The following is a 13,526-nucleotide window of genomic DNA, read 5'->3' on the forward strand; positions in this document are numbered from 1 at the left end:
GTCAGTCAATCCGTTCAGAGCAGATTCAGCTGTTGCTTAAGCTGCGCAATCTCCCTGCGCCACTGCTGCTGTTGCGCCGGTTTCTGATGCTTTGCCTTACGCGCTTCGTCCTGCTGCAGCTTTTCTTCCAGCACCAGCAGCGCCTGCAACAGCGCATCTTCATCGCCCGGACCGTCATCGACGGCGGCAGCGGCAAGCGGATGATCGACTGGCACATGGGCGGTGGCCAGCCTGGCGGTCACCAGCGGCCAGTCGTGCCAATTGCTCAGCTGCTGCTGTTCAATCAGCCAGAAGCGATTGCAGCTGCTGGCGATCAGGCTGCGGTCGTGAGACACCAGCAGCACCGCGCCGGCGAACTGCTGCAGCGCCTGCGCCAGCTCCTCTTTGCCTGCCATATCCAGATGGTTAGTAGGCTCATCCAGCAGCAGCAGCGAGTAGCGCGCCAGCGTCAGGCCGACAAACAGCAGGCGCGAGCGCTCACCACCGCTGAGTGAGGCAACCTTCTGCTGATGGCGCAGCCAGGGAAAGCCTGCGCTAATCAGCGCCATTTTGCACTGCTCATCGCTCAGCGCAGCGAAACCGTGCAACGCCGCGCTTAACGTCTGGTCGTCACGCAACTGTTGCAGGCTCTGGTCGTAATAGCCGACGCGGGCGCGCGGATGAAACAGCGGGCTGTCGCCTTGCTGCCAGCTGTGCCACAGCTGGCGCAGCAGTGAGGATTTGCCGCAGCCGTTGTGGCCGACAATCGCGATGCGATCGCCACTTTTCACCTGCAGCGCCGGCAGGGAAAAAAGGGGCGGCGCCCCGGCAGCAGGCTGAATCGACATCGGCGGCAGCGCCAGCACGCGATCCGCCTGCAGCGCTTCGCCCTGTAACTGCAGCTGCCACGGACTGCCGGCGCTGAGCGTGGTCTGCGCGTCTTTCAGCCAGTCGATGCGCTTCTCCATCTGTTTCGCTTTACGCGCCAGACCTTCGTTGTCATAGGTCCGGCCCCAGATCGCCAGCCGTTTTGCGCTGCTCTCAACCCGGGCAATCTCCTGCTGCTGTGCCTGGTGGCGCTGCGCATCGGCTTCATCCTGCTGCGCCAGCGCCTCGCGGGCGGCCGTGCAGGGCAGACGGAAAACATGCAGCGTGCGATCGCGCAGGATTGCGCTGCAGTTGGTGACGCGGTCCAGCAGCGCGCTGTCGTGGGATACCAGCACAAAGCTGCCCTGCCAGCCGATCAGAAAATTCTCCAGCCACAGCAGGGTCGGCAGGTCGAGATGGTTACCCGGTTCGTCCAGCAACAGTAAATCGGGCTGCAGAATCAGCGCGCGCGCCAGCAATAGCCGCATATGCTGTCCGCCGCTCAGTGTCGCAGCATGTTGTGATTGCTGCGCTGTGCTGAAACCCAGCGTATGCAGCAGCGCCTCGGCACGCCAGCGCTCGCTGCTGCGCTGTGCTGCGGGCAGCCGGGCGATCACGCCATCCAGCAATGAGGCCTCAAGTAACGTTTCCGGCAGATGTTGTTCAATGCGCGCCAGCAGACAGTGGCTGGCGGGCGTAACGCTGCCGTGACTGGCGGCCAGTTCACCGCTGAGAATTTTCAGCAGGGTACTTTTACCGCTGCCGTTGTCGCCAATCAGGCCGATGCGGTCGCCTTTTTTCAGGCTGAAATCCAGGGAATGGAAAAGCGGGCCAAAGGCATTGTCGAAGCCGACGGCGTGTGCGGAAAGGAGTGTGCTCATCTACTTACTCTCAAGTTGCAGGCGCAAAAAGGCCTGACGTCAGAATTTCGCTGACGACAACCCGGTAAGCCGGAGAGAAGGGATTAGATTGTCAGAACTTCGCTCAGGCGGATTATCGCAGCACGAGTGCGGTAAAACCTGAGCGGATCCAGTCACCATAGAAGTGTGAGTAAACAAACAGTTCACACGACGGCATAGAGTTCCTCCTTAGTTATCAGCAGGTGAATAAGTCAGCCGATAATAGTGGCGGTGTGCGGCTTTTTCCAGCGATTTGTATCGGCGTTGGTATAGTATGGCGTCAGAGTCTGATTGATGTCACAGGAGAGTGAATATGCTGATTTTTGACGTTTTTGGCCGCCACATTGGTGTTCTGCGCAAGGATGATGGCTGGCAGGTATTTCGCGCCGACGTGACAGAAAGAAAATTCTCACGAATGTTTGATATTGCTATTCCAGATGATATGCCAGAAGACGAAATTGCAGGCTGGCTGGGTGATATCTTTCATGAAGCTGCAACTGAGCATCATCCTGATGTGAAACGCATCGAATAAAAACCTGATTGTGTTGGGTTGTTTACCTTTGGCATAAAGCGGACGGTGCACAAGTCCATGTCCGCTTTGAGCGAACAGCGGTCATTGCCAGAAGCATTTTATGAGAATTAACAGGGAGCAGGTCGATCTTAGCGTGTTATGTTAAGCAACATAGTAGTGAAACCCTAAACAGGATGTCATTCCAGTGAATGTAAACAGTTGCCAGACCTGCGGCCAACCGCTGAGCAAAACACCAGAAACTATGAATTTTGACCGTGGCGGCGACTGTTTATATTGTATGGCTTGCCATGGTGATCCAGACGCAATTGAGGCTATTGAGAGACTTACTGGCGAAAAAATTAATGTCTGGGGGAAGTTTATATCGTTCAAGCAAGGTTAAAGAGCAGTCATGAGCGAGGAGCTGACCTTTAGATGTTGATTTGAATGTATGTGATGCGTACATAAATTGAGTTGCCCCTCCGTGCTAGAGTGCGGTCCTAAAAATAAAGGATGAATAATGAAAAACAAGGTGTTTTGAGAGACTTACTGGCGAAAAAATTAATGTCTGGGGGAAGTTTATATCGTTCAAGCAAGGTTAAAGAGCAGTCATGAGCGAGGAGCTGACCTTTAGATGTTGATTTGAATGTATGTGATGCGTACATAAATTGAGTTGCCCCTCCGTGCTAGAGTGCGGTCCTAAAAATAAAGGATGAATAATGAAAAACAAGGTGTTTTTAAGTCTATCACTTTTAGCGATGTCATTTAATGTCGCTGCATTTACTCAATTCAAACCGGCGGTCTTAAACGCTGCTCTTTTGTTCGAGCATGATGCAACTACCGGGAACGTAAAACATAGCCTCCAGTGGATCCGAGATATTTCCGGTAAACTCCAGGCCATGACAGAAGTGAAATATGATCGTAACGGGTGCTTTACTAATATCAACATGGTTGATAAGGCAAATGGCCGTGAGTTCCATTTGGTAAACAAAGATGGCGTACTGACATCTTTTAAAGGTCAGCATATTACAGGTGAAATCAATGAACGCTGCGAAATCACTAGACTGGAGAACGAAAAAGGCAATTATGTGCTCAGCTACAATGTGCGCGGGTTGCTTGAAACAATGAAGGACAAAGATACGGGCGAAGTTATAGAGTTATATGAATATCAAAACGGTCAATTACCTGTGCGCATAAGAAACTATAAAGATAAAAAGGACAAACGCATCTTTTACCCATCCGGCAGTGCGCAATTTCTTGACTCAGAGATAGTATCAAAAAGAGGTGAATCAACTGTCAGAGTGAAACAAAGCTGCGCTTACACCGCTGATGGTAATGCTGATAAATGCTCGCTAATAGCCTCCACTGATGACAACTATCGTGGTTCAATCTTGATATGGATTTCTAATCACGAAACAGATTATTTCTGAGACTATTAAAAATGGCAAAGCCAGCATAATCGCTTTCGATAGGTTGGAATGCTTCCTGATTTTTAACGGCACTAAAATATCATCAACGTCCGCTACTGGCACAAAGCGGACGTTCATAGCAATTCCAGCTGTCCAGAGGCATTTGATACTGACAGGCAGTATGCAGCCAGTACATTGTGTGCCATGTATTGGAATGCGTAGGTTGAGCATACTTACCGGCGGCGGCGCAATAGAGAATAGGTTTGCTACTGGCCTTTGGCGGCGCCAGCCTGCTGCTGACGCTTAGAGAGTGACTGAAACCGTACATGACGGGGAAATAACTAACACGCTGGCCCAAACATGCACTTACCTCGGCAACAGGCTAGCGAATTAAGCGCCGGTTACCGTCGGCTGATGTACCTTCATCGAATCTTGCTTGCCTGGATTGCACTCCTGGGTGGTACCAGGAAGATAAAATTTTCCGTCCGCATCAGGATCGGTGCCGCCGGGACATCCCGGCCTGCCGGCAGAGCCATCAGTATTACCCCCATCTGAGCCGTTTCCACCGTCAGCGCCGGATTCTCCCGCATAGCCGCCGTTTCCTCCCTGACCTCCGGCTCCTCCCTGTCCAGCGCTGACAGAGCATGCAAAAAGTGCCAAAAAGCAGGCCAGAAAATACTTACTCATTGGTTAGCCTCTCGATTCGTAACGGGCAGCTCAGGCTGCCGCTGCGGGTAATACTCACGAAGAGATACACTACCATCCGTTTTATCTCTGCTGACTTAACAGATCATCAACACCCGTTTTTCAATAAAAAGTAAGGCCGTCAATTTACGCAATGCCTGTTACTGACCTTACTCTGATTACTGCCAGCGTAATCACTGACGCCCGCGCGGGAGTCACTGGCGCTGCACCCTCTTATCGTGACTGATTAACCCAAATCAGTTGATCGGTTGCGAAGCCCAGTCGCTGGGCATAGGCGAGATAACGCTGTTTGACCTCAGCCGGAATGGTGGGCTGACGCGACAGAATCCACAGATACCCCCGGTTCGGCCCGGCGACCAGTGCATACTGATAATCTTCATCCAGCGCGATCACGTTATAACCGCCATAAAAAGGCCCGAAGAACGAGACCTTCAGCGCGGCGACGTCAGGTTTGCCGGTGAAGTAAGCTTTGCCTTCGCTCTCGCTCCACGCTTTTTTCTCCGGATCGTAACCGCGATTCAGCACGCTGATACCGCCGTCGCTGCGTTTGCCGTAGGTGGCGGTCACATGATCTTTACCGCGTTCGAAACGGTGATCGAGGCGGGCAATTTCATACCAGGTGCCGAGATAGCGATCGGCATTGAAGTGGGTGATGGGCTGCACCCCTTTAGGTGGCGTCGGGGATTTACAGGCGACCAGGGTAACAGACAGCGCCGTAATGGCGACTAACGGCCAGATTTTCATCGCAACTCCTTTATATCTCTCAAAATCCTGTCTGAAGTATAGATAAGGATAGCGAAACCGGCGCGGCGCAAAACCTTACGCCGCTGCCGGTCTGTCGATTAACGGCGTTTCTCAACCTCATCTTCTGGCGGAATCACCGGCTCATCGATAGCGATTGATTTGCCGGATTTCAGCAGCTGAATATCCAGAATCACGTAGGTCATAGTGGTAATAAACAGCGAGATGACACTGCCAATCACGCCGCTGGTGGTAAAGGTGAAGTAGTTATACATCACCACCCAGGTGAGGCAGATAAACATCGCCAGCGCCACGGTAATCGCCGACTGCGAGTAATGCGTGGTGCGCGCCCCCATTTCATTAATCTGCAGACTCAGGTTGCAGCCGCTGTATTTTTCCAGCAGCACGATAGTGTGATCCCAGTTGTGCAGGCGGCGTGCGCTGCCGCGCGCGGCGAACAGAAACAGCAGCGACAGGAACAGACCAGAAAAGGCGATCAGGACCGGTACCGCTTCCAGCGCATAGGCAATGCTTTTATGGCTTGACGCTTGTGCGACCGCGCTCAAATCCAGCGTCAGCGAGCAGCCCAGTGCGCCATACAGGAACACAAACAGCAGCAGATAGAGCGCGTTGCGTTTCCAGTCGAGCTCTGCTTCATGATTTCTCTGTAACCGCGCATCCTGCAACGCCTGTTGCAGGCGCAGTTGTTCGTCAGACGGGGAATCGATACTGGCGATCTCCTCGCCCAGTAAGCGGTGAATAAAAGGCTGATCGGCCTGATCGAGGGTGATGCGCATAAATTTTCCGCTAGCAAAATATTCGTGGCGTCAGTGTAACGTAAAACGAAGCTCACCGGGCGTCCGGTACAGCGGCTGCGCATTTTGCCGCCATCAACACGCACCGGGTGAAGGGGGAGAGCAGCAATCCTTCGCATCTACCAATTGGCGATATCTGATTATTCGGGTAACGTGGAATTTCATACTAATACGTCAAGATTATTCCCGTACCCTACGTAGCAGGAGAGGTCAGTTATGTCCGTCCATTCGCCGCTCATCGGCATCGTCAGCGATGATGTCAGCCATCAGCACAGTATGCACATGCTCAAAGAAGTCACGCGTCAGCTCAGTGCGCGTGATCGGCTGCCGGTACTGCTGTGCGCCACCACGCGCGAGGATCTTCAGGCCGCGCTGCGGAACGCGGCGTCGCTGCCGCTGGGTGGACTGCTGTTCCTGAGCTCGCCGTGTCAGGATGCGCAGGAGATCGCCGCGCACCTGCTGCCGTCGCTGCGCGCGGTGCATCTGTGCCCGAACGACAGCGCGGGCGCTGATGTGGTGGTTGCCGATGCGTATCACGCCGGGCAGCAGCTTGGCGCACTGCTGCTGTCGCAGGGCCATCAGCGTTTGGGCGCTATGCAGGTGCAGGCAAGTGACACGCCGCCGCGCCAGGTGCAGGGGTTTATTGCCAGCCTGCAGGCGGAGGACAAGACGCTGCACGCAGCACTGCACGCCGGTGCCCTTCACCGTGAGCAGGCTTATCAGACGATGATGGCTTACCTGAAGAAAACCCGTGCGGCAGAACGCATCAATGCATTGATGTGCGAATACGACGAGCTGGCCTTTGGCGCACTGCAGGCCGTGCGCGACTTCGGTCAGGGCGCGCATATCGCCGTGGTAGGCTTTGATGATGCTGACGAGGCGCGCGGCTCCACATGGCACCTGAGCAGCTGGGCACCGCGCCGTGATTTACTGGTGACGGAAGCCCTCAACCGGCTGCTGGATCAGCGTCCGGACCACAGCCGCGCCTGGCAGCAGGGTGAGCTGCAGGTGCGCCATTCGCATCACGGCAAATATGTGCCTGGCGAAATGTCGCAGTGCGGCTGCGCCATCCGTCACTGATCGCTGCAAGCCTTTCCCCTTTGGCACCGGGCTGATTTCCACACACTGGCGCTGATCTTTGCCGGATTTTTATATCCGCGCAGGTTTTCTTTACGCCTTTTTTATATTGCCGGCGGTTAAATCAGCGCAGCAGGCGGCACTGTGGCGCGCCTTAACCTCAAAGGGAAATATCATGCCCGGCACTATTCTGGTCACACATAATCAGCATCAGTCTTCCACGCTGGCAGCCATTTACGATCGCCTGATGGCGCGACGCGGTGGCCTCTGGGTCTGCTGGGATGGACAACGTACCGTCGCTGCGCAGGAAGCGGCGCGCACGCTTAGCTTTCAGCAGGGTAATGAATACGACAGGCTGCAGTTTGCGCTGACGCGCGCAGAATACGAAGAGGGCTATCACGGCTACGTCCATCAGGGCTTGTGGCCGGTGTTTCACCAGCGTCCGGACCTGGCACGTTTCACCAGCGCCAGCTTCCAGGCCTATCGCCAGCTGAATGCGGCTTATGCCCACGCCATCGCCGAATATGCCATGCCGGACGATGTGATCTGGCTGCAGGATTATCACTTCATCCCAACGGTAAAAATGCTACGTGATACCGGCTTAACTAACCGCATCGGTTTATTTTTACATCAGCCGTTTCCGTCCGGTCAGCTGTTTGAAGCGATCCCTGACTGGCGCAGCCTGGCAGAATCGCTGCTGTGCTGTGACCTGATTGGCTTCCAGACCGGGCAGGATATGAATAACTTTCTGCTGTGGCTGGAGAGCGGGTTTCGCGCTGAACGCTTAGGCAGGAACCGTCTGCGCGTGCACGGTCACATTATCACCACCGGCGTGTTTCCGGTCGGGATCGATCTGGCTGAGGTTCAGGCGTTACTTGAGAGCAACAGCTGCCAGTACATGGAACAGCAGAGCCGCGAACATTTGCCGGCCAACACGGTGCTGAGCGGCGGTCATCTCGACGACAGCGCAGGTCTGCCGTATCGCATCAGCGCGCTGGAAGTGCTGCTGCGCCATCATCCCGACTATGCGGGCAACATGATGTTATTGCAGCTGGCTTCTGCTGCCAGCGGACACCCGCACCGGCAGCAGGCGATCAGCCACAATCTGGAAAATCTGTGCGGTGAGGTTAATGGCGTGCACGGTATGCTCAACTGGTATCCGGTCAGCTATCTCAACCACGATTATCGCCGTGAGGAGCTGGCCGGGCTGTATCGCGCGGCGCGGGTGGCACTGGTGACGCCACTGATGGCGGGCATGAGCCTGATGGCGAAAATGTATGCTGCGCTGCAGGATCCCGCAAATCCCGGCGTGCTGATTCTGTCGCAGTTCGCGGGTGCGGCCGAACAGATGGATGGCGCGCTGATCGTTAATCCTTACGATCCTGATGCAATGGCGGATGCCATCCATACGGCATTACGGCTGCCGCTCAGCGACCGTCAGAACCGTCATGCGCGCTTGCTGAATAATCTGCACCGCTATGATTGTCACTGGTGGGCCGACAGCTTCCTCGCCCTGTTAATGGATGAGCAGCAGCCGGAGAGTGTGCAGCTGTGTAGCCGTCACCTGTCGGGCGCAGGCATAAGCGGGAGGTTACGTTATTGATAAGCAGACAGGGGGCAGAGCGGGGCTAATGTCGGGTGTTCTTGCTCGTATTATCACGGTTGCGAAAAATATGGGTCACGTTATCGCTACCTTTTAACGCCACTGCTTCGCCCTGTGGCGCACTTTTGCTGTTCTGCACTTCAGCAATCGCATAGCGAAACGCGCGCTGGCGTGCCGGATCGGTTTCTGATGCCGCCATCGCGCGCAGTTTTTCCAGCAGCGCGAGAGTGGTTACCGGTCCGGCTTGTTTTAACAATTGCAGCACGGCATCGCCCATGACAATGTCGGCCAGTTTTTCATCTTCACTTCTATACATAAAAGCTCTCAGTATCCGCGTTGCGTTTAGCATTGCCTGGTGCAGGTAAACCAAAGCCTAATCAACGACTGATAGTGTCGCTCTTCCTCTGTCGGAAATGTGTGACCTGCTGAGCGAAATTTTTCCCCGACAGCACCCTTAAACTTATACAACAAAAGCGCTTCTGTACAGGCGGGAGTGCGAGTGGCAAGGGTTTTTAGCCACATAATCCCTGACAAACAGTGGCTTGAATCAGATATTAATAGCGGTGCGCATTAATGCGCACTCTACAGTGAGGGTGCAATTTCCCAGTAGGGTCGCCATTGATGGCGACCGAATCATGGCTGACTGTCGATTCGTTAAAACATAACAAGCGCTGCCGCCGTCATCCTGCACCGTTACCCGCCCCGGCGCTAATCGCTGCTGCCCAGAATATCCATAAACTCCTGCACTGGCCGGTCGTAGACGTTCATACTGCCGGGACGGTCGCTGAGCCAGGCCACAGCCAGTTCCCAGCACACATCAACGTCGCTAATGCGGCAATAATGCAGCGTCGTGCTGCGCGCTTTCACTACCTGTTCGGGCAGCAGGGCAATCCCCATATTGCGCTCAACCAGACTCAGCAGGGTTTCCAGATCGCTGACTTCAAACGTCACTTTGCGGCTCAGCCCCTGCAGGGCAAAACTGTTGTCATTCACCTTGCGGGTGCCCTGGCCGGCTTCGAAATCGATAAACGACTGCTGCGCCAGTTGTGCCATGGTGACGTCCGGCTGCATCGCGGTGAATCCGGCATAATCGGCGGCGAACGCTACTACGATTTCATCGCAGGCGATGATGCGCGACGACAGCCGGTCGGAGACTTCCTCCACCGGCATAATCGCCAGATCGATCTGCTGATTGTGCACTTTTGCGTTGAGCTTCGCCGATGATCCCTGACACAGCTTGACGTCAAAATCCGGAAAGCGACGAATAAAGGTTTCCAGTAATTGCGGCAGATCGATAAACGGCGGCACGCTTTGCACCGTGCCAATCGACAGGGTTCCGGTCTTAAGCGCCACGATCGCTGCCACTTCCTGCGACGCTTTTTCGACAAAGGCGCCGATGGTTCTGGCGTAATCAAGAAACACTTTCCCGGCCATGGTCAGGCGCACCTGGCGAGTGGAGCGGATAAAAAGCGGCGTGCCCAGTTCCTCCTCCAGCTGTTTGATCGAGGTGGACAAGGCCGATTGCACAATATGCATACTCTGTGCGGCGCGGGTGAAATTTTCATGTTCCGCCACGGCGATGAAGTGCCGCATCTGGCGCAATTCCATCAGTTATCTCCATAAAAGATGAATTTAATCACAATAATGAATTTTACAGATTAACGATACGCGGTAAAAATTTGTCCGGCAATCGCCTGTTCGCCGCACGGTTTTGCAGGAAGGCAGGGTACGTCTTCTGCCCACCAGCACGGCGGCATTTAATGAGAGGAATCTGTTATGAGTTATGTTGCATCGCCAGCGCGTTATCAGACCAACATGCAGTACCGTAAAACCGGCAAAAGTGGCCTGGTGCTGCCGCTGATCTCGCTGGGGCTATGGCAGAATTTTGGCGGCGTTGACGTGTTTGAGACCGGCAGAGCGATCCTGCGCCACGCGTTTGATAACGGCATTACCCATTTCGACCTGGCTAATAACTACGGTCCGCCAGCGGGATCGGCTGAAGAGAACTTTGGTCGCTGGCTGGCGCAGGATCTTGCCCCATATCGTGATGAACTGATTATCTCCAGCAAAGCGGGCTGGGATATGTGGCCGGGTCCGTATGGTGGCCCGACCGGCACCCGTAAGCATCTGATTGCCAGCTGTGATAACAGCCTGCGCCGCATGGGGCTGGATTATGTCGATATCTTCTACAGCCATCGCGTCGATCCGAATACACCGCTGGAAGAAACCATGGGCGCGCTGGTACAGCTGCATCGTCAGGGCAAGGCGCTGTATGTCGGCATCTCTTCCCATTCGCCAGAGCTGACGCGTCAGGCCGCTGCGATTCTGGCCGATGAGAAAGTGCCGCTGTTTATTCATCAGCCCAATTACTCGATGCTAAACCGCACTATTGAGCACGGGCTGCTCGATACGCTGGCGGAGCTCGGCAGCGGTTGCATTGCTTTTTCACCGCTGGCACAGGGCATGCTGACCAGTAAATACCTCAACGGCGTACCGCAGGGCGCGCGCGCCGGCGGCAGCGATCCGCGTCTTTCTGCCATGCTCAGCGAAGAGAACCTGGCAAAAATTCGCGCGCTCAACGCGATTGCTGAAGCGCGCGGTCAGACGCTGGCGCAGATGGCGATCGCCTGGGCGCTGCGTGATGAGCGGGTCACTTCTGCGCTGATTGGTGCCCGCACGGTTGATCAGTTGAGTGATTCCCTGCGCGCGCTGGACAACCTGACCTTTACGGCACAGGAGCTGGCGGAGATTGATCGCTACGCCACCGAAGGCGGGGTGGATATGTGGCGCGTCTCTTCTCAACTTAAATAATGCCCGGCGCCGCGCAACGCGGCGCGCTTTATCGCTGCGCCTGCTGTAACCGCACGGCGCGGCGAAATGCATTGGGTGACTGACCCGTTTCACGCTTAAAAGCATGGCTGAAGGCGCTCTCTGAGGCGTAACCCAGCGTCTGCGCTACCACGGCCACCGCCTCATTTTCCTCCTGCAACGCACGCTCTGCCAGCCGCATGCGCCACGCCGTCAGATAGGCTATTGGCGTGATGCCAACCACCTGACGAAAATACTGGGCAAAACGGGTGCGCGACATGGCACAGGCACGCGCCAGTTCGTCCAGATGCCAGTTGCGCGCCGGATCGCCATGCAGCCGCTGTAACGCCGGTGCCAATCGCGCATCGTTCAGCGCCCGCAGCCAGCTGGCGGGCAGTGCGCTGCTGGTTTGCAAATGCGCCCGCAGAATCTGGATGAACAGCAGTTGTGCCAGCTGGGCCGTTGCCAGCTGCGATCCCGGCTGGACATGCTGGCCTTCCTGCACCAGTTGATCCAGCACCCAGCGGAATGATGCCGCCTGCGGTGACGCCGCCGGTACCTGAATCCAGGGAGGTAATACGTGGGTCAGTAAACGACCACTGGCAGTATCAAGCAGTACATGGCCGCCGATATGGACAAAATCATCACCGCTGCCAATCGGCGCATGGCCTTTTCCTGCGCCATAAAACACGCTCATGGCGTCAACCGGCGGTTCGTCCGGATGGCTGGCCAGCACGAAGGCGCGTTTAGCGCTCAGCAAGCCGACGTCGCCGGTGGCAAAGTGGAATGGTTCAGGTTCGCCCTCCAGTATGACCCAGCAACTGCCTTTGATAATGGCGAAGAATTTAATTTTATCGGGCGCAGGGAAACGCAGCGCCCAGCGTCCGCCTGCGGTAAAACCGCCGGTCAGTAATGATTCAGCGCGAACGAATCGCAGAATGTCGGAAAAGGGATCAAGGCTCATTTCTGTACTATCACGTAAGTAAACCGCATTGACAAGCATTCAAAATCCGCCCTCCGCCGCTTAACGTAGAGCGCGTCGAATGAACGATGCTTGTGATGAGGAAGAAAAATGCGTAATGAAAAGGTTCTGGTTACCGGCGGCAGCGGGTTTATCGCTCAGTACTGCATTATTGCGCTGCTGCAGCAGGGCTATCAGGTGCGAACCACCTTACGTGATGCCGAACGTGAAGCTGAAGTCAGGGCGCATCTGTTGCAGGCCGGGGTGGCCGCAGGCGAGGCGCTGCAATTTGTCGTTGCCGATTTAACGGCAGACGCGGGCTGGGAAGACGCGGTAGCAGGCTGTCGCTTCGTGCTGCATGGCGCTTCTCCCACCCCGACCGGCAACCAGGTAAGCGAAGCTAACTGGGTGAATCCGGCGATTGAAGGAAATCTGCGCGTATTGCGCGCCGCGCGCGATGCAGGCGTTAAACGTGTGGTGCTGACCTCGGCGTTTGGCGCGGTCGGTATCGGACATCCAGCGGACTATCCGCGCCCCTTTACCGAGCGCGACTGGAGCGATGTCAGCGGCGATGTGTGGCCCTATCAGAAATCGAAAACCCTGGCGGAACGCGCTGCCTGGCAGTTTATCGCTGAGCAGGGTAACGGTCTGGAACTGGCCACGGTGAACCCCGTGTCGGTGCTGGGGCCGGTGCTGGGTGCTGACTATTCACATTCGATTCGCATTGTGAAGGAGCTTCTGGAGGGGCAGCCAGGCTGTCCTGACATCAACTCATGTTTTTGTTGATGTGCGTGACGTGGCCAGTCTGCACGTGCTGGCGATGACCCACGCCGCCGCGCAGGGGCAGCGCTTCCTCGCCAGTTCGGGGCACAGCCTGCCGCTTATTGAGGTGGCGCGCACGCTCAAAACCCATCTGGCAGCAGAAGCAGAGAAAGTTTCGCTGCAGCCAATGAGTGACGCCATGGTGCGGGCGGCGGCAGCGCAAAATCCGCTGATGACGGGAATGGTAAAACTGCTGGGCGTTGATATGAACGTCAGCGCCGCTAAAGCTGGCTGGCTGCTGAACTGGCACCCGCGCAGTCCGCAGGAGGCCATTCTTGCCACCGCGCGCAGCCTGATTGCGCTGGGGCTGGTAGCAAACCACTAGTCTGACT

Annotated in this window: 12 protein-coding genes and 1 pseudogene; 6 read left to right on the plus strand and 7 right to left on the minus strand. The window is 55.8% G+C overall.

Going from position 1 to position 13,526, the window contains the following annotated elements:
- Positions 1-14: 14 nt before the first annotated feature.
- Complete coding sequence (locus C1N56_RS19595) at positions 15-1,727, minus strand: ABC-F family ATP-binding cassette domain-containing protein (protein WP_394517619.1); 1,713 nt, start codon at positions 1,725-1,727, stop codon at positions 15-17.
- Between the two features lie 331 nt (positions 1,728-2,058).
- On the opposite strand from C1N56_RS19595, the gene C1N56_RS19600 reads away from it, so the two are divergent.
- Complete coding sequence (locus C1N56_RS19600; protein ID WP_262258271.1) at positions 2,059-2,277, plus strand: DUF7661 family protein; 219 nt, start codon at positions 2,059-2,061, stop codon at positions 2,275-2,277.
- A gap of 695 nt (positions 2,278-2,972) precedes the next feature.
- Complete coding sequence (locus tag C1N56_RS19605; RefSeq protein ID WP_394517620.1) at positions 2,973-3,683, plus strand: YnfC family lipoprotein; 711 nt, start codon at positions 2,973-2,975, stop codon at positions 3,681-3,683.
- Positions 3,684-4,052: 369 nt separating this feature from the next.
- On the opposite strand, the gene C1N56_RS19610 is transcribed toward C1N56_RS19605, so the two are convergent.
- From C1N56_RS19610 to C1N56_RS19620, 3 genes are all read right to left on the minus strand, one after another.
- Positions 4,053-4,349, minus strand: a complete 297-nt coding sequence (locus C1N56_RS19610) for a hypothetical protein (RefSeq protein WP_072208998.1) — start codon at positions 4,347-4,349, stop codon at positions 4,053-4,055.
- 231 nt (positions 4,350-4,580) lie between these two features.
- Entirely contained in the window at positions 4,581-5,111 is a 531-nt protein-coding gene (blc, locus tag C1N56_RS19615) for an outer membrane lipoprotein Blc (protein WP_021508986.1), read from the minus strand.
- 98 nt (positions 5,112-5,209) lie between these two features.
- The gene (locus C1N56_RS19620; RefSeq protein ID WP_058770282.1) at positions 5,210-5,905 is read right to left on the minus strand and encodes a RipA family octameric membrane protein; all 696 of its coding nucleotides are present in this window, start codon (positions 5,903-5,905) and stop codon (positions 5,210-5,212) included.
- Positions 5,906-6,139: 234 nt separating this feature from the next.
- Between C1N56_RS19620 and C1N56_RS19625 the strand changes: the two genes are divergently transcribed.
- Both C1N56_RS19625 and C1N56_RS19630 read left to right on the plus strand, forming a co-directional pair.
- Positions 6,140-7,003: a substrate-binding domain-containing protein gene (locus tag C1N56_RS19625; RefSeq protein WP_058770281.1), complete on the plus strand. Its 864-nt coding sequence runs from the start codon at positions 6,140-6,142 to the stop codon at positions 7,001-7,003.
- Between the two features lie 172 nt (positions 7,004-7,175).
- The gene (locus C1N56_RS19630; protein WP_394517621.1) at positions 7,176-8,603 is read left to right on the plus strand and encodes an alpha,alpha-trehalose-phosphate synthase (UDP-forming); all 1,428 of its coding nucleotides are present in this window, start codon (positions 7,176-7,178) and stop codon (positions 8,601-8,603) included.
- Positions 8,604-8,628: 25 nt separating this feature from the next.
- On the opposite strand, the gene C1N56_RS19635 is transcribed toward C1N56_RS19630, so the two are convergent.
- Positions 8,629-8,919, minus strand: a complete 291-nt coding sequence (locus C1N56_RS19635) for a hypothetical protein (RefSeq protein ID WP_394517622.1) — start codon at positions 8,917-8,919, stop codon at positions 8,629-8,631.
- Positions 8,920-9,311: 392 nt separating this feature from the next.
- Positions 9,312-10,211 (minus strand): LysR family transcriptional regulator, encoded by a 900-nt coding sequence (locus tag C1N56_RS19640; protein WP_058770278.1) that lies wholly within the window; start codon positions 10,209-10,211, stop codon positions 9,312-9,314.
- 168 nt (positions 10,212-10,379) lie between these two features.
- On the opposite strand from C1N56_RS19640, the gene mgrA reads away from it, so the two are divergent.
- On the plus strand, positions 10,380-11,414 hold the full coding sequence (mgrA, locus tag C1N56_RS19645; RefSeq protein WP_394517623.1) for an L-glyceraldehyde 3-phosphate reductase: 1,035 nt from the start codon (positions 10,380-10,382) through the stop codon (positions 11,412-11,414).
- A gap of 28 nt (positions 11,415-11,442) precedes the next feature.
- Here mgrA and C1N56_RS19650 read toward each other — a convergent pair whose 3' ends face one another.
- Positions 11,443-12,414, minus strand: coding sequence for an AraC family transcriptional regulator (locus C1N56_RS19650; RefSeq protein WP_394517624.1), 972 nt, complete (start codon positions 12,412-12,414; stop codon positions 11,443-11,445).
- A 69-nt stretch (positions 12,415-12,483) separates the two neighbouring features.
- Between C1N56_RS19650 and C1N56_RS19655 the strand changes: the two are divergent.
- Positions 12,484-13,519: pseudogene (locus C1N56_RS19655) on the plus strand (SDR family oxidoreductase).
- Positions 13,520-13,526 lie beyond the last annotated feature (7 nt).

It is taken from the genome of Pantoea sp. SGAir0175 (assembly GCF_043547855.1).

Coding starts and splice junctions, on each gene's coding strand:
- C1N56_RS19610 (WP_072208998.1), bottom strand. CDS start 4,349: ATGAGTAAGTATTTTCTGGCCTGCTTTTTGGCACTTTTTGCATGCTCT.
- C1N56_RS19620 (WP_058770282.1), bottom strand. CDS start 5,905: ATGCGCATCACCCTCGATCAGGCCGATCAGCCTTTTATTCACCGCTTA.
- C1N56_RS19605 (WP_394517620.1), top strand. CDS start 2,973: ATGAAAAACAAGGTGTTTTTAAGTCTATCACTTTTAGCGATGTCATTT.
- C1N56_RS19650 (WP_394517624.1), bottom strand. CDS start 12,414: ATGCTTGTCAATGCGGTTTACTTACGTGATAGTACAGAAATGAGCCTT.
- C1N56_RS19625 (WP_058770281.1), top strand. CDS start 6,140: ATGTCCGTCCATTCGCCGCTCATCGGCATCGTCAGCGATGATGTCAGC.
- mgrA (WP_394517623.1), top strand. CDS start 10,380: ATGAGTTATGTTGCATCGCCAGCGCGTTATCAGACCAACATGCAGTAC.
- C1N56_RS19600 (WP_262258271.1), top strand. CDS start 2,059: ATGCTGATTTTTGACGTTTTTGGCCGCCACATTGGTGTTCTGCGCAAG.
- C1N56_RS19640 (WP_058770278.1), bottom strand. CDS start 10,211: ATGGAATTGCGCCAGATGCGGCACTTCATCGCCGTGGCGGAACATGAA.
- C1N56_RS19635 (WP_394517622.1), bottom strand. CDS start 8,919: ATGTATAGAAGTGAAGATGAAAAACTGGCCGACATTGTCATGGGCGAT.
- C1N56_RS19630 (WP_394517621.1), top strand. CDS start 7,176: ATGCCCGGCACTATTCTGGTCACACATAATCAGCATCAGTCTTCCACG.
- C1N56_RS19595 (WP_394517619.1), bottom strand. CDS start 1,727: ATGAGCACACTCCTTTCCGCACACGCCGTCGGCTTCGACAATGCCTTT.
- blc (WP_021508986.1), bottom strand. CDS start 5,111: ATGAAAATCTGGCCGTTAGTCGCCATTACGGCGCTGTCTGTTACCCTG.